Raw genomic sequence first — 23,219 nt, 5'->3', positions numbered from 1 at the left:
CTCTACCTTCTTTCTTTAGCAATTAGCTGGAATTGGACAGCATTTTGGCTGCTGTTTTTGCTCACGGGAAATCAAAGGGAATTGCTTCGTTTCCGGCTGTTCAAAGAACTTCCATGCGTGTCTAGCTTTCCTTTCAACGTCCTGCTGTTTTAACTGTGCAATTGCTTGATAATCTTGATAAAACATATAAATCCTCCTTAATCAAAATATGTTGATTTATTTATCAAAAAAAATTGATTAATCGACTGAAAAAAGAGACCTTGCTGGATATGCTCTTTTCGAACCGTTGTTAAATTAATTAGGTAGCAAAATCTAAACGTGGACGAAAAGAGTTTAACAACAGTTGCTAGGTCTGAAAAGGCAGCAAAGCTCTGGAGATAGTAGATGGTTGATTTCTTCGGTGTTAACTGTGTAGTAGCTCCAGGTTCCCTTCGTTTCTTTCTGGATCAGATTGGCATCAAGCAAAATTTTCAGATGATACGATAATTTTGATTGAGGCATGTCAATCAGTTCACTTAAATCGCAAACGCAGCTGGAGTCTTGCTGGCATAGAAGGTTGAGGATGTGCAGGCGTTTTTGGTCAGCAAGGGCTTTGAATTTCTTTTCATATTTTTCAAAAGTGCTTTGAAGCGGCGGTTCCTTGGCTGCTTTAGTGTCAGTTGTCAGGTCTGTTAAAGGAATGAATTTTTCCACTCTCAGCTCTCCTTAATCAAAATTTCTTGATATATTGTATTATATTTCCTGTAAAACCATTTTGCAACTGCTAAATCAAAAATAGTTGATAAATAATATTTTTGGGGGAATGTTAAGAAACTGAAAAATGACAAATAATCATTGAACATATAAGCAAATCATTATATGATAATACAGTATTTGGAGGTGGAGAGTAATTGATTATGCAAACTATTGAAATGGATCAGGCTGCTGCAGTACTTAAGCTGCTTGGTGACAAGACGCGTTTGACGATGATGAGAATTCTTGCGGACCACGATTGCTGTGTCTGTGAGTTTGTAGCGATTTTCGAAGCCAGCCAGCCGGCGATCAGCCAGCATATCCGCAAGCTGAAGGATGCAGGTTTGGTAAAAGAGAGCAGGAGGGGGCAGTGGGTATTTTATTCACTGAATGTGCAGTACGAGCATTTTGAATTTGTTCAATTGCTCTTGGAGGCACTGCCAAGCCAGGAAGAAAAATTAACAGAACTTGAAAAGCAGGGAAAGCGGATTTCCTGTGAATAACGGAGGTGTGTGGATTGTCTTTACCGATTATAGCTTCATTGATTTTTCTTGTGACGCTGACACTGGTCATCTGGCAGCCTAAAGGGCTGAGCATTGGATATTCAGCAGTTGGTGGAGCTGTTTTAGCATTAATTTTTGGGGTGGTCGATTTCCAGGACGTGGTTGATGTGACTAGTATCGTCTGGAACGCAACCCTTACATTTGTCGCACTAATTATCATTTCACTTATTTTGGATGAAATCGGATTTTTCGAATGGTCCGCCTTACATATGGCACGGGCCGCAAAGGGTAACGGAGTTAAGATGTTCGTATATGTCACCTTGCTTGGTGCAGCGGTAGCGGCATTGTTCGCAAACGATGGAGCCGCACTGATTTTGACACCAATCGTGCTGGCGATGGTACGGAATCTTAAGTTCGAGGAAAAAATGGTTTTTCCTTTTATCATCGCGAGCGGGTTCATTGCCGATACGACATCACTGCCACTGATTGTCAGCAACCTTGTCAATATCGTATCTGCCGACTTCTTTGATATTGGATTCGTCGAATATGCTTCCCGCATGATTGTGCCGAACTTCTTCTCATTAGGTGCAAGTATTTTGGTGTTGTATTTATTTTTCAAAAAGAGCATACCGAAGAACTATGATATGTCTGATTTGAAAAAGCCGGCTGAAGCGATCAAGGATATGAAGATGTTCCGCTTATCGTGGATTGTGTTGGGAGTCCTGCTTGTTGGGTACTTCGGAAGTGAATTCCTGAACATACCGGTATCTTTCATTGCCGGTATTGTCGCGATTTTCTTCTTGTTGATGGCAAGGAAAAGCCCAGCTGTTCATACAACCACCGTTGTAAAAGGCGCACCATGGGCGATTGTGTTCTTCTCGATTGGGATGTATGTGGTCGTTTACGGTTTGCGAAACGCTGGTTTGACGAACGTTCTTGCGGATGTCATTCAGGCTGCGGCTGATCAGGGATTGTTTGTCGCGACGATCGGAATGGGCTTCATTGCCGCGATTCTTTCTTCAATCATGAACAATATGCCAACTGTCATGATTGATGCACTGGCGATTGCGGATACTAACACAACAGGTGTTGTCCGCGAAGCGTTGATTTACGCGAATGTCATCGGATCTGATTTAGGACCGAAGATTACGCCGATTGGATCACTGGCAACACTATTGTGGCTTCATGTTCTTTCATTGAAAGGCGTCAAAATCTCTTGGGGCACTTATTTTAAAACTGGAATCATTCTAACCATTCCTACTCTGTTCATCACTTTGGTAGGTCTATATATTTGGTTGCTAATTATCTAACAAGGGAGCGAATCGACTATGGCTAAAAAAACAATCTACTTCTTATGTACTGGAAACTCTTGCAGAAGCCAAATGGCTGAAGGATGGGCAAAAAAATATCTTGGAGACGAGTGGGAAGTAAAGAGTGCAGGTCTCGAAGCGCACGGCTTGAATCCAAACGCTATAAAGGCGATGAATGAGGTTGGAATCGATATCACTGGCCACACATCAGATGTCATCGATCCAGAAATCCTGAACAATTCAGAGCTTGTCGTCACACTGTGCGGGCACGCAGACGAGCATTGCCCTGTAACACCTCCACATGTGAAACGCGAACACTGGGGCTTTGACGACCCGGCAAAAGCTGAGGGAACAGAAGAAGAAAAGTGGGCCGTGTTCCAGCGCGTCCGCGACCAAATCAGCGATCGCATCAAGACATTTGCTGAAACAGGAAAATAATCCTTACTAAGGAGGTTTATTGAATGAGCAAGAACTATCAGGCGTTGATTCCAGGCAGGGTTTTTATCGGAGGCGAAAACGCAATCCCCGAACTGCTTGAGAATGAAAAAATTGATATGGTATATGACCTTCGAGCGGAAAACAAAGAGGGGAATTATGATTATCCTCGAACCCATCTGCCTATGTATGATGACGATTCCCAGCAGGATGAGTCGGTGAAAAAGGCGCTGGATGAGGTAGCAGTGGCATATGAGTCTGGCAAAAACATTTACTTCCACTGCTCCACGGGCAGAACCCGGACAGGCACTCTTGCCGCTGGAACTTTACTGAAGCTGAATGAAGCAGACAGCATCGAGGAAGCAAAGACGAAAGCAAGGGAAGTTCGTGAAGTGCTGAATCTTGATTCAAAATTGATCACATCTCTTGAAAGGATTTTTCCTGAAAAGAAATGAAGATCACAGAGCGAGCACGCGAACAATTAATGAATGATCAGGTATCTGGTATCCGTCTGTACTTCGCCGGCATCAGCTGAAGGCGCTCCAAAATAGGACTGGCTCTGGATGAGCCGGAAGAAGACGATGAGGTTATGCTCATCGATGGAATCAAGGTCGCTGTTGATCCTTCGATTGAATATGAAGTAAAAGGTTTGACGATAGATTTTAATCATGATTTTATTTTAACAAGAAGCAATAGAGAATCATGCTAGAGCAGCCACAAACTTTTTCGTGGCTGTTTTTCTATATCTGTTTGACTTTGTGGTGCACTACATAGTTTATGATGGTTGTACAAGGGGGCCGACATGTACAAGGTAAGCGAATTTTCCAAAATGACGGGACTCAGCAAGGAGACGCTCAGATATTATGCGGAGATCAAGCTGCTCGAGCCAGTATTCATCGACCCAAATAATAAGTATCGCTATTATGACAACGGATCCTATTTGGTAGCAAGGTTATTGGTGCATCTGAGACGATTCAATTTTACCATCCAGGAAATGCTGACCGTTGTGAACGATGAATCATTTGAAAACCTGGAACAAATCTTATGGAAGAAAAGACAGGGACTCGTCAATCAGGTGCAGGAACTGAATGAACTCATTGAAGAAATGGATGATTTCTTCGAATTTGGAATGGAGGAAGCAGAAAATGATTAAGTGGCACGAAGAACGGATCATTCCAGTCAATATCGAAAGTATCTGGACATTATTCGAGCTGGAGAACATCCAGCGAATCATGCCGAATGTGATAGAGAACAAGGTGATAGAAAAGAAAGAAGGAGTCGTCGGGTCGAAATATGAGCAGAAATATAAAGAAGGCAAGCGGATCGAGACGTATATCGTTGAAGACCTCGAGCACGAAAACACTCCTGATAAAAAACACCACAAAATAGGTTTCACGCTAGCCAAAGCATTTCAAATTGAAGCAGCGTACACGCTGATCAAGATCGGGGAGAATGAAACCAGATTTATTTACCAAGGCCAGAATACGGGGCTGAACTTCCTGGGCAAGACGTTACTGAAATTGGGCGGAGAGAAGAACAACAAAAAAGTCGTCACGGATTTTATGGATAGAGTGGAAGAGGAAGCTTTGAAAGAAGCGAAGAAGTGATTACAAGGCTGCCATTTTTGTGATGGCAGTTCTTATGGCAAGAACCTGCTCAATTTTGAGAAATGGAGTAATCTGCAAAGGGATTTTGCTTCAGTTAAGGAAATTTACCGGCAGATTTAGTGGTTCATTGGCTAAAATTATCAAAGCTGATTATTTTATTGGCGAAAATCAAAATAAATCGACCACATTCCCGAATATATCAGCGGATTTTGAAATATATCGACCACATTTCTGAATATATCGGCGGATTTCGAAATATATCGACCAAGTCGCAGATTTCCCCAATTAAAAAGCCCGGGCAACTGTGCCCGGGCTTAAAAACGGCTTACCACAAATTCGGCTTCACGACCATGAACCAGAGCATGGACATCAATAAGATGATGTATGTCCAGATGGTGCGTTTCAATTTTGCGGAGAGTTCTATTTTATTCGCGCCTTCTTCGGCAAATTTCCTGAGTGTCGGCGAGAATGCCCTAGCAAGGAAGAAGAGCGAGGCAAACAGTAAGGCCAGAGTCGCAATGATCCACGGTGTTTTCCATGTCCATGGCCCGAGGATGACGAGCAGCACTCCTGTTCCAATCAGTACATGGCCGGCGTGCTTTGACAGCCGGACAGCTGATTTCAATGTTGCCAGATATGCCTCCAGTTCTTTTCCCACTGCATCAGGCAGTTTTTTTACAATTGGCATCAGTATGAAGAATGGGCCAATCGACATGACCACGCTTGCGACGTGAAGATAAATAATGATTCGATATGCCAGATTCATTTTTTATTCTTCAACAGGGCTGAATTCGTGGACCCATACGCGCATTTGCGGAAGCCATGGCATTCCTGGGTGATAAGACAGGATTGACTGCTTGTACTCCTCGACTGTTTCAAAGCCTTCACGCTGTGCGTCAGCGTCTGTCAATTCGCCAAGAGATTGTGAGTAGACATGATCCACCACGAATTTCTTCCCTTTTAACTCCATGACTTCGCCTACATCTGCATAACGGCCGTTACGGCGAGTCGCAGTTTTTTTGCCTTCCAGTACCTTATTGACGTCGTCTTCCATTGTAACAAGACGCTCGATTTCACATGTTTTTGGCGGTAAAGTATTATTCTGTTCTGTCATTGAAAAAACTCCCTTCGTTTTGCTCCTATATAAATGTACCATACTTCGAAAAAAGAAAGCCAAGCCGTTCACCGTGAAAATAGGTTTTTGAAAACTTTTTTACAAAAACAGTTAGATTGAGTGTAACATTTTACATAGTTCATCGTTTTAGTATCGAGATTTTAAAAATGAGGGGCAGTTGTATGGACGAAGGCAGAAGGAATGAACTCGAACATTTATATAGAAAGTACACGAAGCCCCTGTATTATTTTTTGCTGAAGCTTTCGGGGTCACATCAACTGGCAGAGGATTTGGTTCAGGAAACCTTTGTGCGGGCAACGATTTCGCTTTCCTTTTACCAGAATGAGGACGTCAGGGCCTGGCTGTTCAAGGTGGCACGGAATGCTTATCTGGATGAATGGCGCCGGCGGCAGCGGAGGAAATGGGTACCGTTCGCGGATTATTTGTTTTCAAAGGACGAGATGGCGAGTCCATACGGGCTTCCAGAGGACGAAGCTATCCAGGCGGAGACCTCTGATGACCTTGAGCAGCTGATGGCCTATTTGCCGGAACAGTACCGGTCGATCCTATATCTGCGTGAGGTCGAGATGTTCAGCTATCAGGAAATACAGGAAGCGTTAGAACTGACAGAAAACCAGGTCAAGGTCACGCTTCATCGGGCGCGTAAAAGGCTAGCGCAAATAGCGGAAAAACAAGGATGGAAGGACGATGAACATGGAATGGACTAAGGATAAGGAAAAGAAAATCCTTTTTAAATATCGATTTGCATTGACGGTGAAGGTGATCAGGGTCATCCTCGCCACGCTGTTCTTCTTTTGGCTGTATATGATGGTCGTTTCGATCAGCTACCACTCTCTTGGTCTTGAAAAAAAGCATATATTTTACAGCCGGGTGGCGATGGATTGGACGCAGCCGAATATGTGGGACGATTTTGGAGGTATCGATTCAGCCGAGATCACTCCATTCCTAACGCAGAAAATTTCCTATCCAGTCTTCAAAATGGTTGGGAAAGAGCCTGAGCTTGTAGGCACCAAGCAATTGGCCAAACGGTTGGTTCCAATGTACTCAACAAATCAGACTGAATACCTTCAGCCTAAAAACGAGCAAGAATATCGATTTTACCTGCCGGAACATCCGAAGACAGGCAATAAGCTGGGCGCTAATGAAGATCCAGGAGTTTGGACGAAGTTGGATAAAGTTCATGAAGGAACGGTTGCCGAACTGTCTTTTTCGACGAAGAAGTATATGACACCTGAGGAAATGCTGGAATTTCTGAAGCCATATGACCTCGATGTTCTATGGATGCCGTTGTATACAGGAGAGATGAAGAGATTTGAACCTGCAAGCTGGAGCGGCGGCGGTAATTCAATGTCTGTCGATCCTTATGGCTTCACAGGCGGGCGCGAAACTGGTGATGACTATAATTCTCAGAGCAAGTATGGCCTTGACGAGAAATTCACTGAGCAAAATAAGAAAATGATGCTGAAGCAAATGAAAAAACTGCTGGAAAATGAATCAACCAGCTACAGGGAGAATTTCCTCGGGCTCTCCCACCTTGAGGAGCGCTATGATTATTTGATGAAGGAAGGTTTCCAGGTCTACGGCGCTGTCGTTACCGGTCCGGTAAAAGAGTTGCTGAAGCTAAAGGAAAACGAACAAATCCAGGGTGCCAACCTTGGGGATATGTCTTATTGGAACTGGTCTGAAGAATAACGAATATCAGCATGGAATTTTATGAAGAAGCAAGGTCTTTTCTGGGACTTTTGCTTCTTCTTTTGCTTTTGGAAATATACTAAAATAGAGTTTTCTAGTACAATATAAGTAGAGGGTAGACCGCTGTTCAGGCAGTAATTGTCACCTATCTATAGCAATATATTTCAAATTCAAAATAATTACTTTCGAGGAAAAACTTGAGCCTAAAAAGCTGCGGACCAGGCAATACGTTCTTACAGTTAAAGACACGTTGCCAATGCATGGCGGCTGGGGAGATGAGAACAGTGTTTCATAACTTTGAAACGATTGAGGAACTTAAACGAAGCGTATATATGTGGCTGCTCCCAATCATTACGGTTGCGCTGGTCATCAATAGCTTTTTAAATGATAACAGCCTGTTCGATACAGTCGTTAATACAACGCTGATTATCTGGTTTTCCATCAGCTGGGTTATAGCCTATACCAATCGTGGAATTCGCATAGCGGAATATGTCACTCTCTTTTTGGTGAGTATGTATCATGTCTCCACGATGTTTGATGTCGTTTCCAATGATCTCGCCGAACGAGGCGGCTCATTAGGAGACTTCATTGTCTGGATGCCTCTCATCATCATGTTTTTCTTTTTGGCGCTCGGTATAAAAAAAGGCCTGTACTATTCGATTTTTATTTTCATGGTCACAATGACAATCGGAATGATTTACAGCGGGCAGATGACCTCTGAATCAATCGATTCACTCACGCAGTTCCATGCGGCGAATATCGTTTATATCTTGGTGCTGTATTACGCGCAAAATATGTTCCGCGCTTTTACAGAAAGAGATTTGCTTAAAAAGTACGCCTATCTCGATTCCCTGACCCGCATAGCCAACCGGCACCAGATTGATATCTGGCTCGAAGAAAGGCTCGAGTCTGCGGGAAAAGAAGGCAAACCGTTTTCCATCATCTTTTTCGATATCGACCATTTTAAAAAGGTCAACGATGTATTCGGCCATAAAATTGGCGACTGTGTGCTGAAGGAGCTATCTGCCATCGTCTCTGGAAATCTTGGGGGTGGTGACCTGTTCGGCCGCTGGGGCGGAGAGGAGTTCATCCTGATCACCAACAGTGCCAGTGGACAAGCCTATGAAAAAGCAGAGCATTTCCGCAAAATGGTCGAGAACCACTGTTTTAAAGGAGCCGGCAGTTTGACGGCGAGCTTCGGGGTTACAGAGTTCCAGCCTGGTGACAATATCGATTTGTTGCTGAACCGTGCCGACGAAGCATTGTATAGGTCGAAAAACTCTGGAAGAAATAAAGTGAGCGTGAATGAACCATCCTGATTGATAGGGGTGGTTTTTAAATTCCATTAAATATATGATTAAACTATATATAGAATGTGGTAAGATAACAATGGTTAGGAATCTTGCATAGTATTAGTATATGAAATCGCTTTCAATAGATTGGTAAAGGGGCAGTGCACCATGAAATATCGTTCTGCATTTGATATTATAGGTCCGGTGATGATCGGGCCATCGAGTTCGCATACAGCCGGCGCTGCAAGGATTGGCCGCGTGGCGCGCACATTATTCGAGAAGCAGCCGACAAAGGCCGTCATCTCTCTGTATGGTTCTTTTGCTAAAACTTATAAAGGACATGGAACGGATCGGGCACTTGTTGCCGGGATCATGGACTTTGATACATTTGATGAACGGATTCCAGACGCTTTGAAAATCGCGGAGCAATCCGGTCTCGAAGTTGAATTCATCACTGAGGATGCCGTCACAGAGCATCCGAATACGGTAAAAATAAATCTTTACGATGGACAGGGCAAGGAGCTTGAAATCGTCGGGATTTCCATCGGTGGCGGAACGATTGAGATCACTGAAATCAATTCGTTCAAGCTGAAGCTGTCCGGTGGCAACCCGGCCATCCTCGTCGTCCATCATGACCGGTTCGGGCTGATTTCAGCCGTGACAACGGTTTTATCAAAGCATCAAATCAATATCGGCCATATGGAGGTTTCCCGCAAAGATAAGGGAGATACAGCAGTCATGGTCATCGAAATGGATCACAAAATCGAAAACGGAGTCTATGCAGAGTTAACAGCCCTTGATGGCGTTGACCAGGTTATCCGTCTCGTTGACTAAATATGAGTTACATCAGGAGGGCTAGCCATGTTTCGTAATGTTGCGGAGCTTGTTGAATTAGCTGAAAAAAATAACGTAAAGATCGCCGAAATCATGATTCGGCAGGAAATAGAAGTTTCAGGCCGCTCGCGTGAGGAGATCATTGCCCAGATGGACAATAATCTGCAGGTCATGGAACGCGCTGTAGAAAGAGGTTTGGCTGGCGTGAAATCCCAGACCGGCCTTACCGGCGGGGACGCAGTCCTGTTGCAAAAATACATCGACAGCGGAAAATCGCTAGCTGGCAATCTATTATTGGATGCCGTTAGCAAGGCGGTTGCAACCAATGAAGTGAACGCGGCAATGGGCATCATCTGCGCGACACCGACTGCTGGATCAGCAGGCGTCGTTCCGGGCACACTTTTTGCAGTAAAAGAAAAGTTGAACCCAACACGCATGGAGATGATCGAGTATCTGTTTACGACTGCGGCATTCGGTTTTGTCGTTGCCAACAATGCTTCAATTTCCGGAGCTGCGGGTGGCTGTCAGGCAGAAGTAGGCTCTGCTGCAAGTATGGCCGCGGCGGCAATCGTCGAAATGGCCGGCGGAACACCACAGCAGTCATCTGAAGCATTTGCAATCACGATGAAAAATATGCTTGGATTGGTTTGCGACCCGGTAGCCGGGCTAGTTGAAGTTCCGTGTGTAAAAAGAAACGCAATGGGTGCTTCCAACGCCATCACTGCGGCCGACATGGCACTAGCAGGCATCACAAGCCGAATCCCATGCGACGAAGTCATCGGCGCCATGTACGCCATCGGCCAGACAATGCCATCCGCACTAAGGGAAACAGCAGAAGGCGGACTTGCGGCGACACCAACAGGCAAGCGCTTAGAGGAAGAGATTTTTGGGAAGCCAAAGGAAAAACTAGTAGATTATTTGATTCAGAAATAATGTATGTGAATCCATCCTTAATTTGAGGGTGGATTTTTGTTTTTTTTTGGAAGAATGAGAGATTATCGGTGTTGAGCGAGAGAATATTGGTAAGTTTCGAGAGAATATTTCTGAAGTTCGAGAGATTATTGAACACTTTCGGGAAAATATTGCTGATAATTGAGAGATTAACTGATGTTCCTGATTAATGTATATAGAAGGGCGATTACAATTAAGGTGAAAATATTAATTGGTTTCTGAGAAATTAATAGCACAGCAATAGATTTCTCCCACGATTCGCAACAGAACTCGACAACATTATTGTTTTTGGCATTATATACTGAGTTAAAGAATACATAGAATCAGTCATGCAGACTTGAATAATGGAGGGAAAGGGTGCTTAAACGTAGTGTATTCCTCGCAGTGACGATTGGGCTGACTGGAATGAGTGCAGCCTACGCTGAAACATCAGAGAGTCTGACCGAAATTCGGCAGAAACGTATCGACCTAAAGCAGAATTTCAATGAAAAAGAAAAACAAATTCAAACGTTGGAAAAGGCTGAGGAAAAGTATCTAACTGAACTGAAGTCGCTCGATGATGAGATGTCAGAGCTGAATCAGAAAATCAAGGATCTTCTAATCGTCCTTGATTCATCGGAACAATCTGCAACGGACATGGAAAATGAAATTCGCAATCTCAACTCCAACATCCAACATCGGGAGCAATTAATCAAAAAAAGGCTGCGTTTGATGCAGAATAATGATGGATTGGGAATGTATGTGGATTTGATTTTTGATTCGAAAAACATGTCCCAGCTGTTTGATGCGGCAATCGCGGTAAGCACAATTATTAAGGCTGATAAGAATTTGCTGGCAAAGCATAAAGCTGACTTGGAGACACTAAAGGAACGGGAAAATGCACTCCAAGACAAAGTGATTTTGCTCGAAAAGGATCAACAGGAACTACTGTCACTGAAAGCTGACTTGGAGAAGAAGTCGGAGGAGAAGCAGCGCTTGCTTGAAACTGTTCATGCCTCCAAGGAGGAAAGTGAATCACAGCTGATGGACATGTACGAGGTCTATGTCAACCTCGCCTCCCAGGAGATTGCGATTTTAAAAGAAAACCAGAGAGTGGAGGATCATCCCTCTGAATCTGAGGATCTTTTTATCATGCCTACAAAGGGAGAACAGACCTCTGGTTACGGTCCAAGATGGGGCAGGCTGCACGCAGGAATCGATATTGCCGATGAATCAGTCGAAACAGAAGTCGTCGCGGCTGCATCCGGAACCGTCATCCGCTCCTATTATTCCGTAACCTACGGTAACTGTGTTCTGATCACCCACAAAATCAACGATAGGACCTTCACTACCCTTTACGCCCACCTGGAAAAAAGCACAGTCACAACAGGTCAATCTATTAAAAAAGGCGAATTGCTGGGCTATATGGGGAACACCGGCGACAGCAGGGGGAAGCATCTGCACTTCGAAATTCATGAAGGCCAGTGGAACTATGAGAAATCAAACAGCATCGATCCACTTCAATATGTAAAAAAATAAGCCAGGTTTCCAGTGGAAATCTGGCTTGCTCTTTACGTTAACGTCAATGGTATAATTAATTTACTGACTATTCTGTTAAAAAAGAGGTTTTGCTGATGTACACGATTTCTGACTTGGCGATGCAGTTCGGTGTGACAACCCGTACCATCCGCTATTACGAAGAAATCGGTTTGCTGCTGCCATCACGGACTGAAGGTGGACGGCGGATTTACACTGCTAGTGATGTAACACGCTTGAAACTCGTATTCCGTGGGAAGCGATTCGGCTTTTCGCTTGATGAAATCAAGGAAATGGTGCTTCTGTTCGACGTGGATCGGACTGGTGAAAAACAGCTGAAGGTGACGATACAGTACGGAGAAGAAAAGCTCGCAGAAGTGAATGAACGGATTTGTGAACTAGTTGAGATCAGGGAAGAAATTGAAAGGCTGTTATCTGAATTCAAAGGGAGGCTAAAGGAATGAATTTTTACAGTGAAGAACCACAGTTTCGAGCTTTGTTGAATGAGTTATTGGATGAAGAGTTCTTTGAATACGCCGATCGAGAGCTGCTGGCGTTCGGTGAAAGGTGCGCCAACGAAATTGACGAGCGCGCCAGATTCACCGACCGCGAAGGCCAGCCTAAGCTAATAAAGTTTGATGCCTATGGCGACGATATTTCCGAAGTATGGGTGAACGATGGTTACCGGAAAACGGTCGAGGATTCTTATAACACCGGGATTGTCGGTTATGTTCATAAGGATATTCCCGAACTCGGACGACGCGGGAATTATATCTATTCCTATGCTCAGGGCTATCTATTGTCCCAAACCGAAGCCGGCTTTTACTGTCCAGTTACATTGACGATGGCCACCGCGTATTTATTAGACCAGTACGCATCACCAGAGGTAAAAGAGAAATTTCTTCCCCATGTTTTATCAACAGGAGAAACAACTTTATACGAAGGCGCCACCTTCTTGACCGAGCGTCAGGGCGGATCCGATGTCGGCGCAAACGTAGTGAAGGCAGTCCAAACAGCGGACGGCTACAAAATCTACGGAGAAAAATACTTCGCCTCCAACGCAGGAATGTGCGGAGTCGCCATGGTTTTAGCGAGGAAAGAAGGAGCCCCATCCGGCACAAAAGGCCTGACACTGTTCGCCGTCCCATGGCGCAAAGAAGACGGAAAACTCAACGGCATCAAAATTCGCAGACTCAAAGATAAACTCGGAGTACGCGCAGTGCCATCCGCCGAAGTAGAGTTCGAAGGAGCAGAAGCTTTTGTAGTAGGGGACCCAACAAAAGGCTTCTATTACATGATGGAAGCACTGAACCTCTCCCGCGTCTGCAACACCGTCGCCTCACTCGGCATCATGCGCCGAGCCTACCGCGAAGCAAGGGAATACGCACTGAAGAGGGACGCCTTCGGCAAGAAACTCGCCGATTTTCCAATGATCAAAGACTCTCTGGTAAAAATGGCCGTAAAACTCGAAGTTGAAACCCGAACCGTGTTTAAGTATCTTCCACTGTTCGAAAAAGTCATGAGGAATGAACCAGGAGTAAGCGAAAAAGATATCGTATTGAATCGACTCTACATTGCCCTACTCAAAAAAGAAACTGCAGAACAAGCTGTCCACTTTGCACACGAAGCAATCGAAATGCACGGCGGAAACGGATATATCGAAGACTTTGTTACGCCGCGTTTGTTGAGAGATGCACAGGTGTTGACCGTTTGGGAGGGGACTGCGAATATTCTTGGGCTTGAAGTGTTGAGGTTAATGGAGAAGTTCGGAGCTGGGGAACTGTTTTTGGAGGAGATGAAAGAGCGTGTTGCTGGGATGGAAGGTCAGTATGTAGACCAAGTTCATGGCGGGATTGAGCAGCTGGAGAAATTGCTTGTGTCACTAAAAACGGCTTCCCATGACCATAAAACATATCACTCCAAAACGGTGGCTGAATTGATGGTGAAGATTTTTGAGAGTGTGAATGCGCTGGAGTATGCTTCAGGTAGGGATGAACGAGCTCAGAAGTTGATGGAAGTTTATATAGAAGAAACTTGGAAATCTGGACATGAGTTTATTGATCAATTAAAGCCAGTGAATTATTTTTATGAGATCGTCAGTGAAATCTTATCACAAGAAAAATCTCTGGTAAAATAGCCAGATAAAAACGTCTCCTTATGTAGGAGGCGTTTTTTATATGCTTATCGTTCTATATAAATGACAAAGTGTTCTGTTTAAATTACAAAAAATTAAGAAAAATGGAGATAAATAGAGATAACGAACAATATTCGTGCGTTATTAAGAAAAAACAGCCGAATTTGACGTTTTTCAAAACTAGTATGTTGGCATATACTCACAATATAAAGTTCGTTAAAAAGAACGAAAATGTTCTCTGAGGAAGTTGATAAAAGTGAGAAAAACAATCACCAACTTCGTTCTCGATTTTATACATAAGATAGCCAGTGCCACACAAAAGGTTGGTTGGGAGGGAAGGAAAATTCGATACAGCAGGCTGAGAAAGTTTAAGAAAAAAGGCAAAGGGCTCCTGATTGCAGCAAAGATTGTGGCCCTGTGGTACTTATTGATTCTTTCTGGTTCTTATCTTACGGCAGATACCGGGGCTTATTTTAACGATGTCGAAACAATAAGCGAAACAATAGCTGCAGCGGATAACTATTGTGCAGATAAAGAATGGGCAAAAGAACATAAAGAGTACTGCAAAGATAATTCAGGTATAGGAAATGGTTGTGAACCTGGAGATGAATGTGATTCTGAAAAGGGAGAGGATGAAGATAACCCTGGTCACAATCGTGAATCTTGTGGTGATCATACCAGTGCCCCATGTTCAGAAGGCAGCAGGATATCCAATATAAAAGCTACCAAGACTAGCAATACCATCACCTTAACTTGGACCAATCCTGATGATAATAAATTTAAATCGATAAAGATTTATAGAAATGATGAGTCTGCTCCAATCGCTGAAAACATCATGAATGGTCAGTTTGAAGATACAGGATTAAAGCCGGATACAAAATATATCTATCACATAGTAGAAGTAAATAATCAGGGCGAAAATCTTGGAACAGCAATTTTTGAAGCTTCAACCAATCCTGAACAGAATAGTGAGCAACCACAACCTGAAACCAGCCCAACAGAACCTGAACAAGATACACAGTCTCCTGGAGAAGTAATAAATCCAAGTGGTTCTGAAACAGGGAATAGCGGCAAAGTCGAACTATCCTGGAATCCTCCATCAGACTCGGATTATAGCCATGTAAGAATATACAGAGACGATCAATTAATTGCAGACAATGTGAATACGAACAATTACTCAGATCAGGTTTCAGAAAAAAATCACAGTTATAAAATAACAACCGTTGACACTTCCGGAAATGAATCTCCAGGAGTACCTATTGAAGTTACTTGGCATAAATAACAGTCTAAGATGAAAGGTTGATACCTATGAATGCTAAAAAAGTCCTCAATATACTTAGTAGTCTTGTTACAACAATATTGTTCCTGCTGCTCATCTTCATGGTTTTTGTGGTTATATCATCCAAAGCATCAGGAGGGGAGCCGCAGTTTCTAGGATACCAGTTGAAAACAGTATTATCAGGATCAATGGAACCAACCTTTAAAACAGGTTCAATTATCGCAGTTAAACCAGTTGAGGATTCAACTGCCTTAAAGAAGGGTGATGTTATCACCTACATGCAGCAAGATGGAAATCTTGTCACTCACAGAATCACAGATGTAATCAAACAAAAAGATCAAACCATGTATCAAACAAAAGGAGATAACAACAAAGACTTCGATTCCCAACCCGTATTATCACAAAATGTTGTAGCTAAATATACTGATGTCACAGTACCTTACCTTGGATATTTCATAGATTTTGCAAAGTCAAGTAAGGGTATGGCAATCATGCTGATTCTTCCAGGTATCCTGCTGTTAGGTTACTCAGGAATCACAATCTGGTCAGCTTTAAAAGAGATTGATCCAAAAACGCCGGGCAATGAAGAAAAGACAGCTTAATTTGGTTGCAGTCCCTTATGGGATTCAATATATAAAATTACATACCTCTTAAACGAGGCAAACAATGAGGAGGAAATACTAATGTCAGTAAAAAAGAAATTAGGATTAGGCGTAGCATCAGCAGCACTAGGATTATCACTAGTAGGTGGAGGAACTTGGGCAGCATTCAACGATACTGCAACGATTAATAACCACTTTGCTGCAGGAACACTCGACCTTGAGGTAGGTAGAAATCATCCTTATCACGTTCTGAATTTTGATCTTGCAAACATGAAACCTGGAGATAGTGTAAGAAGAATCTTTAAACTAAGTAATGCGGGGTCCATCGCAATAAAGGAAGTGTTATTGGATACGACTGCTGCTAACTTTGTTAATGGTACTGACGCTGTTAATGGCGGTGAAAACACGGATGAAGAATATCTCTCACAATTTGAAATCGACTTCTTCAATACAGATAGCGAGTCTCCTGCCCCTACCTACGAACCAAGGAATAGTGTTATAAAAACAGGTGAAAAAATTACATTAGCTGATTTAGTAAACGGTGACTTCTACGATAAAATTAAAGACGAATTCAAAGCAAGTGACGGGACTAAACGCTTGAACTTAGCTCCATTAACTGTAGCTCCAGGTGAAGAAGACTACAGAGGTATTCCAGTTACACCAGAAGACAATGACGCAGTGGGAATTAAAATTACATTTAAAAATAATACCACCGATAAAAATGCTGATGGGACTTACGTACAGAATAAATATCAAGGAGACAAAATTGATTTCTTCTTCAACTTGGAAGCTACGCAATGGGAAGGAATGTTTATGGATGTTCACCGTAAAAACGGAACAGTAAACAATGGTGTTCAAGGTTCATCTGATGCAGGAAGCTTACCAGATCCTGTAACAATTGAAGGTGGAAAATATAAAGATACTGAAACAGAAGACTAATATAAATAGTAGAAGAGGTGGGTTATCCCACCTTTTCTACATAATTGGGTGCGGAATTTGAATAAGTACTAAGAACTAGCCGCAAGGTAAAAACACGAGTTAGACATAAAATTAAAAGGACCGTAAGTACGGTGATGTAAGAGGTATGGAGGTTAGTCACCTTCCCTATCTCAATTTAAAAATATTAGAGGTATGCGATGAAAAAAAGTAAATGGCTATTAATAGTTTTAAAGGTAGTTGTTCTAACATTACTACTTTTCAATCATTCTTTAAAACAGGCATCCGCCTCCGAAAAAGAAATCGACATAAACACCATCCCAAATGGCTATTTATTTAATGTCTCAAACATCAAACCCGGCGACTGGATGTCACGTGATCTAGTCATCAAAAATGATGGGAAGCAAAACTTTAAATACACTGCCCAGGTTGGTGAAACGAAGTCATATAAAGGTCTTTTTGAAGAGTTGCTGTTATTGGTTAAAAAAGATTCTGTCGTTCTCTTCGATGGCAAACTAAAAGATTTCAAAGGTCTTAATCCACGTGTGCTCTCAAAAGGGTCACAGGAGACATTGTTTTTTCAGGTTACTATGCCATATGAGCTGGGAAATGAGTTCCAGGGTTCTGCGGCGGAGGCTGAGATCATCTTTTATGCAGAAGGAATTACCAATACTCCTCCAAGCTGTGAGGAAGATCCTTCCCAGGTAGGTTGCGAGGAACCTTCAGGAGAAACTCCAGAGGATCCAAAAACCCCAGATGTTACTGATGTTGTTGTAATACCTAAGGACGTAAACAGACTTCCTAATACTGCTACTAATAATTACAATTTACTTCTTGTTGGAGGAGTTTTATTGGGTGGTGGAAGTGTCCTGCTTTTACTCAATAGAAGAAGAAACCGCCGTGATAACTGATTAAGGCCTGGAGTTAATAACTTCAAGGCCTTAATAGTTTATCAAGGAGAAATAATCAAATGAATGTTAACAGTGCCATTTGTTTGGGAAAACTATGGATAGTTCTAATTAGTTCTGAGGTGATTCCGTTGACATTACTCTTCTATTACCTAATAACCCTTAATCTATTTGACGCAGCGTTAACTTGGATCGGTCTAGAGAATTCTTTGATTTCTGAATTGAATCCGTTTATGCTTACAGTCTATGAAGCACATCCATTCTTGTTCATCCTCATAAAAGTCACTCTTTCCATCTTCCTTTTATTGTTTGTTCTTTTTAAAGTAGTTCCTCAGTCTTCATTGATCAAGGGCATCACAATTTTTGCATCCGCTGCGTATACTGCAGTTGTCTTCATGCATGTCTTCTGGCTTGTCCTCGTTTTTTAATAGCTAAAAACTTGAAATGTTCCTCAAATTTCTATTTATTCTATATTCAATATCACTCTGACAGGAGTATAATTTTTCTTATCATATATAAGAAAGAAGGCGTACACAGATGTTTCAAACCCTGAAGCGTGAACTATTGGCCGGGATTACGGTTTCGGTTGTTGCGCTGCCGCTTGCGTTGGCTTTTGGGATGCAGGCGACGGGTAATTCGGATGGGGCGATCATTGGTTTGTATGGTGCCATCATCACTGGTTTTTTTGCGGCTTTGTTTGGCGGTACGAAGGGGCAGGTGACGGGTCCGACTGGGCCGATCACGATTATCTTTACTGGGATTGTGGCGACTCAGGGATTGGAGTATGCGTTTATTGCCGCGTTTATGGGTGGACTTTTTCAGATTGTCTTCGGGATCTTGAAGGCGGGGAATTATTTGAAATTCATTCCCTTGCCGGTGGTCAGCGGTTTTATGAACGGAATTGCCATCATCATTATCATGGGGCAGCTGCAGTATGTGACGGGCAGCTTTTTGGTCGTGCTGTTGACGATTATCTTTATGCTGGTAGCGATGAAATGGATCAAGATCATACCTCCAAGCTTGATGGCTCTGATTTTAGGAACAGTGGCGGTAATCCTTCTGGAAAAAGTGTTTCCTGCCGTTCATTTTACAATGCCATTTATAAACGACTTCATTTTCTTTGACACTGCAGAAAGAATTGGCGAGATTCCAAAAGGCTTGCCACAACTTCACCTGCCAATTGCTGACTTGGGTGTCATCATCCAATTGATTCCGGCAGCGTTAAGTATCGCCGTTCTTGGGTCGATTGACTCGTTGCTAACTTCAGTTGTCATGGATAATATGACGGGTACAAAGCACAAGAGCAATAAAGAGTTAATTGGCCAGGGTATTGGTAACACCATAGCTGGACTATTCGGTGCAATGCCCGGTGCTGGTGCGACTGTCCGTTCAGTGGTCAATTTGCGTAGCGGTGGCCAGACTGCTCTGTCAGCAATGGTCCACAGTGTTGCCTTGCTGCTGTTCATGCTCGTGTTCGGCCCGCTAGCTGAGGAGATTCCTCTGGCCGTGCTTGCCGGGATTTTAATCATGACGGGGATCACAATGTTCGATTACGACAGCTTGAAAATTTTGAAGGATGAGCCAAAAACGGATGCAGCCGTCATGCTAGTGACGATGATATTAACGGTGGTCATTGATTTAATGGTTGCGGTCGGAGTAGGCATTGTGATGAGCGCGCTGATTTTCATGAAGCGTATGAGTGAGGAAGGCTTTAAAATCAATGGTAAAACGGAAAACGACTTGAAGGTATACAGCCTGGAAGGGCCGCTGTATTTTGGTGCGACTGAATTGATCACCAAGACGATTAGTTCGGATAGCAGTCCGGAAATCGTCATAGATTTAGAAAAAGTTACTGTTGTAGACGCTTCAGGTGCGTTGCTGTTGCTCCAGTTAAGAGATCAATTGAGCGGGCGAGGGCAAACCCTTTATCTTGTCGGCAATGATTTGGATCTTGGAGGCTTCCTAAGGAAGATGAATATATTTCAGAAGTTTGGCCCTGCTGGTCATTATGACACTCTGGAGGAGCTTCTAAAGCAAAAAAGCAACAAGGATATTGATGAAGAACTAGTAGCCACTTAAGTAATAAATTCAGTCAGCTTCAAATTTTAATAAATATCCATTAAACTTCTGCATCCCTTAATGCAGAAGTTTTTTTGTTCTTATAATTGCACGATAAATTCTTATTAAAGAACAATATATTATGATTTAGGAAGCAATAGAAAGGAAATATGAGGAAAGTAAGTAAAAATCCATAAAAATCGTCTTTTATCCACATTGTGTTCTTTATAATATTTATGTATGTTCTTTTTATAGAACAATACGAATTAGAGGAGTGCAACCATATGTGGATTTATCAGTTTTGGCTGAATAACAGGATGAAAGTAATCGCCTTAGTTCTTTTTATTAGCTCTGCACTAACTGTATCTGTAAAGGCTGAATCTGATGGTGACCCTCGCGAAGATAGTAAAACGGTAATTATCTATTCAACTGAAACTGGACAGATCAGTGAAAATCAAAGGCTTTTGGATATGCTGGTTAGTCATTTTTCAAAAGAGCTGATAATGAAAAATGCTAAGGACTTAAGGGAAACCGACTTAAGTGGAGTATCAACATTAATTTATTATGGAGAAACAGCAGATGTGCTCCCGGATTCCTTAGCAGAATCGATTGACAGATTTCCTGGGACTGTCATGGCAATTGGCCATAATAAAGAGCAGCTTGGCAAGAGATTTGGATTCTTTAAGCAGGATCAACAAGCGGCTATTAATCAATTAGTTCTTGTCGAAGGTAATAAAGTCAGAGAAATGGAAGATATGCGGGTAATCACAGCCATCACTCCTGATGACAGCACAGAGGTGTTGGTAAAAGGAATGGGAAGGGGGAAAACCTACCCATTATTCATTCGAAATGAAAAAAATTATTATTTTTCCTCTGATCGCATTGATTCATTATTTTCCGTTTATCTTGGCGAAGTTCTTCATGATGTTTTCGAGGCTGATCATGAAACAGAAAATCCAGCATATTTAAGATTAGAAGATATCCATCCATTAACTGATCCATATGTGTTAAAAGAAATAGGTGTCATCCTTAAAAAGAAGAACATTCCATACATTGTGTCCGTAATACCGGTTTATCGTAATCCAGAGACTGGTGAGGAGTCGAGATTCAGTGATTTTCCAGAAGTATTGGACGCCTTGAAGTTTATGCAGAAAAATGGCGGAAGCATCATCGTGCATGGTTATACTCACCAATATAAAGATGATGAAACGGGGGAAGGCTTTGAGTTTTGGGATGTTGATGCCAATATGCCTGTCACAGTACCGGCAGGACAGACACCTATCGTAAAAAGCAGAACAGATTTTGACAGTGAAAAGGATTATTTAGAGCACCTTGGAAAGCAAAAAGCGTTTGAAACAGAATATATTAAATCCAAGGTTAACAACGCCATTCAGGAAATGGTGGGGTTAGGATTATATCCATTAGCATTTGAGGCTCCTCATTATACGATGTCACAAAGTGGATATGAAATTTTAGCCGACCACTTCTCAACTTATGTAGGCCAACTTCAGCTCGGTGACAGGGACTGGAGGATCATGGCTGCATCACCATATGTATCCTATCCAAGCTTTTTACATGGTATGAAATTGCTGCCTGAAACTATAGGATATGTGGAACCTGATAATCCTCATGCAATAGATGAAATGATGGAGGCGGCAAAAGATCAGCTGATTGTAAGGGATGGTTATGTTGCTGGGTTTTATCATCCATATTTAGGAGTAGAACGTTTCAAAGATTTAATGGACCAACTAGAAAAAATTCCAAACCTTTCTTGGATTGATTTAGCACAAATGAACAATTATGTAGGAGTCGACAATATTTCCCTCACAGCAGGTGTGGATAATGAAGTAGAGTTATCAATCGATTATTTTGGCCTTTTGAAAGGTTCGCCAAATTACTATAAGCCACATGTGAAATCAGCCATCAATACTACTTTATGGGGGATTGTCACGGCTGCAGGCCTGATGGTTATAATGTTCACCTATTATGCCATCAGGCTGAATATCAGGAGAGCCAGAAATGAAGGAGGGGAATATGATGAGTAATTTATTATTTTATTTTTCGCTTTTTCTAATCTGGTTCATGTTGATTTACCATATGTTTTTGATGAAAGGGGGACACTCCCACTTTTTAAGATACAGGAAAACAGCAAAAGAATGGGAAGGGAATCTTTATATTCTACCTAAAGTCAGTGTATTGATACCAGCGCATAATGAAGAAGTTGTGATAGAAAACACAATTAAAGCAATGTTGAAGCTTAATTATCCGAAAGAAAAACTAGAAGTAATCGTTATTAATGATAATTCATCAGATAGAACGGGTGAAATCGCTGATTCATACGCAAGAGAGAATTCATTTTTAAAGGTTGTTCATACGAAGCCTCCATATGCTGGGAAAGGGAAGTCTGGTGCGTTAAATCAAGGTCTGAAAAACTCTACAGGAAAAGTGATTGTCGTCTATGATGCGGATAACACGCCTGAACCAAATTCAGTCCATTACCTTGTAATGGGATTGCAAAATGATCCTAAAGCAGGTGCCACAGTAGGTAAATTTCGTGTCGTCAATGCAACCAAAAATATTCTGACAAGATTCATAAATATTGAAACGATCACTTTTCAATGGCTGGCTCAGGGCGGCCGCTGGTTTTGGTTTAAACTTGCTACAATCCCAGGTACGAATTTTGCCATCAGGCGTTCCATTTTGGAGAAGCTTGGAGGCTGGGATGAAAAAGCATTGTCCGAGGATACAGAATTAAGTTTTCGTGTATATAACCTGGGGTACCATATTCGCTTTTTTCCTGCCGCGATTACATGGGAACAAGAACCTGAAACCTGGAGGGTGTGGTGGAAGCAAAGAACAAGATGGGCGCGTGGGAATCAATATGTTATATCAAAGTACCTGTTTGACTTATCAAAATTGAAGAACAGAAAAGTCCTTCTTGATTTAAGTTATTTTCTATTCACTTACTTATTGTTCTTATTCGGAGTGCTTGTTTCTGACATCATCTTTGTTTTAAACTTGTTCACCGATATCCAGCTCTCTGCAGGCGCTGCATCTACCGCCCTGTTCGTACTCGCTTTTCTTCTCTATCTCTCGGAAGTTTCTCTTGCACTAAGCATTGAAAAAGGCCAGCTGACGGTCAAGAACTTCCTGGTCATTATCCTTATGTACTTTACTTACTCGCAAATTTGGCTTCTCCTGGTCATATGCTCTCTGTTTCTTGAAAGCAAACGCATGCTATTCAAGCAAGAAGTTAAATGGTATAAGACACAGCGGTATAAACAATCTGCTTAATT

Annotated in this window: 27 protein-coding genes; 22 read left to right on the top strand and 5 right to left on the bottom strand. The window is 42.3% G+C overall.

Features of this window, described 5'->3' with window-relative positions:
• Positions 1-15: 15 nt before the first annotated feature.
• Positions 16-186 carry a hypothetical protein gene (locus AB5I83_RS12405; protein ID WP_448975752.1) on the bottom strand — a complete coding sequence of 57 codons (171 nt, stop codon included), beginning with the start codon at positions 184-186 and terminating at the stop codon, positions 16-18.
• A 147-nt stretch (positions 187-333) separates the two neighbouring features.
• Positions 334-666, bottom strand: a complete 333-nt coding sequence (locus AB5I83_RS12400) for an ArsR/SmtB family transcription factor (RefSeq protein WP_226087815.1) — start codon at positions 664-666, stop codon at positions 334-336.
• A gap of 224 nt (positions 667-890) precedes the next feature.
• Between AB5I83_RS12400 and AB5I83_RS12395 the strand changes: the two genes are divergently transcribed.
• From AB5I83_RS12395 to AB5I83_RS12380, 4 genes are read left to right on the top strand one after another with little or no spacing between them, the layout of a single operon-like run.
• A complete protein-coding gene (locus tag AB5I83_RS12395) occupies positions 891-1,235 on the top strand; it encodes an ArsR/SmtB family transcription factor (protein WP_448975750.1) in 345 nt (114 codons plus the stop codon).
• A 14-nt stretch (positions 1,236-1,249) separates the two neighbouring features.
• Complete coding sequence (locus tag AB5I83_RS12390) at positions 1,250-2,545, top strand: arsenic transporter (RefSeq protein WP_448975748.1); 1,296 nt, start codon at positions 1,250-1,252, stop codon at positions 2,543-2,545.
• A gap of 18 nt (positions 2,546-2,563) precedes the next feature.
• A complete protein-coding gene (gene arsC / locus AB5I83_RS12385; protein ID WP_226645766.1) occupies positions 2,564-2,983 on the top strand; it encodes an arsenate reductase (thioredoxin) in 420 nt (139 codons plus the stop codon).
• A 23-nt stretch (positions 2,984-3,006) separates the two neighbouring features.
• A complete protein-coding gene (locus tag AB5I83_RS12380; protein WP_448975746.1) occupies positions 3,007-3,435 on the top strand; it encodes a protein-tyrosine phosphatase family protein in 429 nt (142 codons plus the stop codon).
• A gap of 26 nt (positions 3,436-3,461) precedes the next feature.
• Here the strand turns inward: AB5I83_RS12380 and AB5I83_RS12375 are convergent, their stop codons facing one another.
• Positions 3,462-3,650, bottom strand: coding sequence for a hypothetical protein (locus tag AB5I83_RS12375; protein WP_448975744.1), 189 nt, complete (start codon positions 3,648-3,650; stop codon positions 3,462-3,464).
• 132 nt (positions 3,651-3,782) lie between these two features.
• Between AB5I83_RS12375 and AB5I83_RS12370 the strand changes: the two genes are divergently transcribed.
• Together AB5I83_RS12370 and AB5I83_RS12365 are read left to right on the top strand one after the other, a co-directional pair.
• Positions 3,783-4,133 (top strand): MerR family transcriptional regulator, encoded by a 351-nt coding sequence (locus AB5I83_RS12370; protein ID WP_448975742.1) that lies wholly within the window; start codon positions 3,783-3,785, stop codon positions 4,131-4,133.
• The gene (locus AB5I83_RS12365) at positions 4,126-4,587 is read left to right on the top strand and encodes an SRPBCC family protein (RefSeq protein WP_448975740.1); all 462 of its coding nucleotides are present in this window, start codon (positions 4,126-4,128) and stop codon (positions 4,585-4,587) included. The genes AB5I83_RS12370 and AB5I83_RS12365 overlap by 8 nt, the downstream gene beginning before the upstream one ends.
• Positions 4,588-4,912: 325 nt before the next feature.
• Here the strand turns inward: AB5I83_RS12365 and AB5I83_RS12360 are convergent, their stop codons facing one another.
• A complete protein-coding gene (locus AB5I83_RS12360) occupies positions 4,913-5,353 on the bottom strand; it encodes a hypothetical protein (RefSeq protein ID WP_448975738.1) in 441 nt (146 codons plus the stop codon).
• Positions 5,354-5,356: 3 nt separating this feature from the next.
• Positions 5,357-5,701 (bottom strand): ASCH domain-containing protein, encoded by a 345-nt coding sequence (locus tag AB5I83_RS12355; protein WP_167833846.1) that lies wholly within the window; start codon positions 5,699-5,701, stop codon positions 5,357-5,359.
• 182 nt (positions 5,702-5,883) lie between these two features.
• Here AB5I83_RS12355 and AB5I83_RS12350 point away from each other — a divergent pair, with 182 nt between their 5' ends.
• From AB5I83_RS12350 to AB5I83_RS12275, 16 genes are all read left to right on the top strand, one after another.
• On the top strand, positions 5,884-6,429 hold the full coding sequence (locus tag AB5I83_RS12350; RefSeq protein ID WP_448975737.1) for a sigma-70 family RNA polymerase sigma factor: 546 nt from the start codon (positions 5,884-5,886) through the stop codon (positions 6,427-6,429).
• Positions 6,410-7,414, top strand: a complete 1,005-nt coding sequence (locus AB5I83_RS12345; protein WP_448975735.1) for an anti-sigma factor — start codon at positions 6,410-6,412, stop codon at positions 7,412-7,414. Before AB5I83_RS12350 ends, AB5I83_RS12345 begins: the two co-directional genes overlap by 20 nt.
• Positions 7,415-7,689: 275 nt before the next feature.
• Positions 7,690-8,733, top strand: a complete 1,044-nt coding sequence (locus AB5I83_RS12340) for a GGDEF domain-containing protein (protein ID WP_448975734.1) — start codon at positions 7,690-7,692, stop codon at positions 8,731-8,733.
• A gap of 141 nt (positions 8,734-8,874) precedes the next feature.
• Positions 8,875-9,540: an L-serine ammonia-lyase, iron-sulfur-dependent subunit beta gene (sdaAB, locus tag AB5I83_RS12335; RefSeq protein WP_448975732.1), complete on the top strand. Its 666-nt coding sequence runs from the start codon at positions 8,875-8,877 to the stop codon at positions 9,538-9,540.
• Positions 9,541-9,567: 27 nt separating this feature from the next.
• Positions 9,568-10,473 carry an L-serine ammonia-lyase, iron-sulfur-dependent, subunit alpha gene (gene sdaAA / locus AB5I83_RS12330; protein ID WP_448975730.1) on the top strand — a complete coding sequence of 302 codons (906 nt, stop codon included), beginning with the start codon at positions 9,568-9,570 and terminating at the stop codon, positions 10,471-10,473.
• Between the two features lie 375 nt (positions 10,474-10,848).
• Positions 10,849-12,009 carry a murein hydrolase activator EnvC family protein gene (locus tag AB5I83_RS12325; protein WP_448975728.1) on the top strand — a complete coding sequence of 387 codons (1,161 nt, stop codon included), beginning with the start codon at positions 10,849-10,851 and terminating at the stop codon, positions 12,007-12,009.
• Positions 12,010-12,098: 89 nt separating this feature from the next.
• A complete protein-coding gene (locus tag AB5I83_RS12320) occupies positions 12,099-12,470 on the top strand; it encodes a MerR family transcriptional regulator (protein WP_448975726.1) in 372 nt (123 codons plus the stop codon).
• Positions 12,467-14,143, top strand: a complete 1,677-nt coding sequence (locus AB5I83_RS12315; RefSeq protein ID WP_448975724.1) for an acyl-CoA dehydrogenase family protein — start codon at positions 12,467-12,469, stop codon at positions 14,141-14,143. Before AB5I83_RS12320 ends, AB5I83_RS12315 begins: the two co-directional genes overlap by 4 nt.
• Before the next feature lie 253 nt (positions 14,144-14,396).
• Positions 14,397-15,422 (top strand): fibronectin type III domain-containing protein, encoded by a 1,026-nt coding sequence (locus tag AB5I83_RS12310; protein WP_448975722.1) that lies wholly within the window; start codon positions 14,397-14,399, stop codon positions 15,420-15,422.
• Between the two features lie 26 nt (positions 15,423-15,448).
• A complete protein-coding gene (gene sipW / locus AB5I83_RS12305; RefSeq protein WP_448975720.1) occupies positions 15,449-16,021 on the top strand; it encodes a signal peptidase I SipW in 573 nt (190 codons plus the stop codon).
• A gap of 81 nt (positions 16,022-16,102) precedes the next feature.
• Positions 16,103-16,960: a TasA family protein gene (locus tag AB5I83_RS12300; protein WP_448975718.1), complete on the top strand. Its 858-nt coding sequence runs from the start codon at positions 16,103-16,105 to the stop codon at positions 16,958-16,960.
• 197 nt (positions 16,961-17,157) lie between these two features.
• Entirely contained in the window at positions 17,158-17,868 is a 711-nt protein-coding gene (locus tag AB5I83_RS12295; RefSeq protein ID WP_448975716.1) for an LPXTG cell wall anchor domain-containing protein, read from the top strand.
• A 59-nt stretch (positions 17,869-17,927) separates the two neighbouring features.
• A complete protein-coding gene (locus tag AB5I83_RS12290) occupies positions 17,928-18,293 on the top strand; it encodes a DUF5658 family protein (RefSeq protein ID WP_448975714.1) in 366 nt (121 codons plus the stop codon).
• Between the two features lie 109 nt (positions 18,294-18,402).
• Complete coding sequence (locus tag AB5I83_RS12285; RefSeq protein WP_448975712.1) at positions 18,403-19,944, top strand: SulP family inorganic anion transporter; 1,542 nt, start codon at positions 18,403-18,405, stop codon at positions 19,942-19,944.
• 263 nt (positions 19,945-20,207) lie between these two features.
• Positions 20,208-21,968 carry a DUF2334 domain-containing protein gene (locus AB5I83_RS12280; RefSeq protein ID WP_448975711.1) on the top strand — a complete coding sequence of 587 codons (1,761 nt, stop codon included), beginning with the start codon at positions 20,208-20,210 and terminating at the stop codon, positions 21,966-21,968.
• Positions 21,961-23,217: a glycosyltransferase family 2 protein gene (locus AB5I83_RS12275; protein ID WP_448975983.1), complete on the top strand. Its 1,257-nt coding sequence runs from the start codon at positions 21,961-21,963 to the stop codon at positions 23,215-23,217. The genes AB5I83_RS12280 and AB5I83_RS12275 overlap by 8 nt, the downstream gene beginning before the upstream one ends.
• The last annotated feature ends 2 nt before the right edge of the window (positions 23,218-23,219 follow it).

The sequence above is a fragment of the Mesobacillus sp. LC4 genome (assembly GCF_053543455.1).
This window is presented reverse-complemented; position numbering and strand designations above follow the sequence as displayed.

Bases quoted from the DNA above. Each gene is read 5' to 3' on its own strand.
- AB5I83_RS12405 (WP_448975752.1), bottom strand. From the start codon at position 186: ATGTTTTATCAAGATTATCAAGCAATTGCACAGTTAAAACAGCAGGAC.
- arsC (WP_226645766.1), top strand. From the start codon at position 2,564: ATGGCTAAAAAAACAATCTACTTCTTATGTACTGGAAACTCTTGCAGA.
- AB5I83_RS12380 (WP_448975746.1), top strand. From the start codon at position 3,007: ATGAGCAAGAACTATCAGGCGTTGATTCCAGGCAGGGTTTTTATCGGA.
- AB5I83_RS12375 (WP_448975744.1), bottom strand. From the start codon at position 3,650: ATGATTAAAATCTATCGTCAAACCTTTTACTTCATATTCAATCGAAGG.
- AB5I83_RS12370 (WP_448975742.1), top strand. From the start codon at position 3,783: ATGTACAAGGTAAGCGAATTTTCCAAAATGACGGGACTCAGCAAGGAG.
- AB5I83_RS12365 (WP_448975740.1), top strand. From the start codon at position 4,126: ATGATTAAGTGGCACGAAGAACGGATCATTCCAGTCAATATCGAAAGT.
- AB5I83_RS12360 (WP_448975738.1), bottom strand. From the start codon at position 5,353: ATGAATCTGGCATATCGAATCATTATTTATCTTCACGTCGCAAGCGTG.
- AB5I83_RS12355 (WP_167833846.1), bottom strand. From the start codon at position 5,701: ATGACAGAACAGAATAATACTTTACCGCCAAAAACATGTGAAATCGAG.
- AB5I83_RS12350 (WP_448975737.1), top strand. From the start codon at position 5,884: ATGGACGAAGGCAGAAGGAATGAACTCGAACATTTATATAGAAAGTAC.
- AB5I83_RS12345 (WP_448975735.1), top strand. From the start codon at position 6,410: ATGAACATGGAATGGACTAAGGATAAGGAAAAGAAAATCCTTTTTAAA.
- AB5I83_RS12340 (WP_448975734.1), top strand. From the start codon at position 7,690: ATGAGAACAGTGTTTCATAACTTTGAAACGATTGAGGAACTTAAACGA.
- sdaAB (WP_448975732.1), top strand. From the start codon at position 8,875: ATGAAATATCGTTCTGCATTTGATATTATAGGTCCGGTGATGATCGGG.
- sdaAA (WP_448975730.1), top strand. From the start codon at position 9,568: ATGTTTCGTAATGTTGCGGAGCTTGTTGAATTAGCTGAAAAAAATAAC.
- AB5I83_RS12315 (WP_448975724.1), top strand. From the start codon at position 12,467: ATGAATTTTTACAGTGAAGAACCACAGTTTCGAGCTTTGTTGAATGAG.
- sipW (WP_448975720.1), top strand. From the start codon at position 15,449: ATGAATGCTAAAAAAGTCCTCAATATACTTAGTAGTCTTGTTACAACA.
- AB5I83_RS12300 (WP_448975718.1), top strand. From the start codon at position 16,103: ATGTCAGTAAAAAAGAAATTAGGATTAGGCGTAGCATCAGCAGCACTA.
- AB5I83_RS12295 (WP_448975716.1), top strand. From the start codon at position 17,158: ATGAAAAAAAGTAAATGGCTATTAATAGTTTTAAAGGTAGTTGTTCTA.
- AB5I83_RS12290 (WP_448975714.1), top strand. From the start codon at position 17,928: ATGAATGTTAACAGTGCCATTTGTTTGGGAAAACTATGGATAGTTCTA.
- AB5I83_RS12285 (WP_448975712.1), top strand. From the start codon at position 18,403: ATGTTTCAAACCCTGAAGCGTGAACTATTGGCCGGGATTACGGTTTCG.
- AB5I83_RS12280 (WP_448975711.1), top strand. From the start codon at position 20,208: ATGTGGATTTATCAGTTTTGGCTGAATAACAGGATGAAAGTAATCGCC.
- AB5I83_RS12275 (WP_448975983.1), top strand. From the start codon at position 21,961: ATGAGTAATTTATTATTTTATTTTTCGCTTTTTCTAATCTGGTTCATG.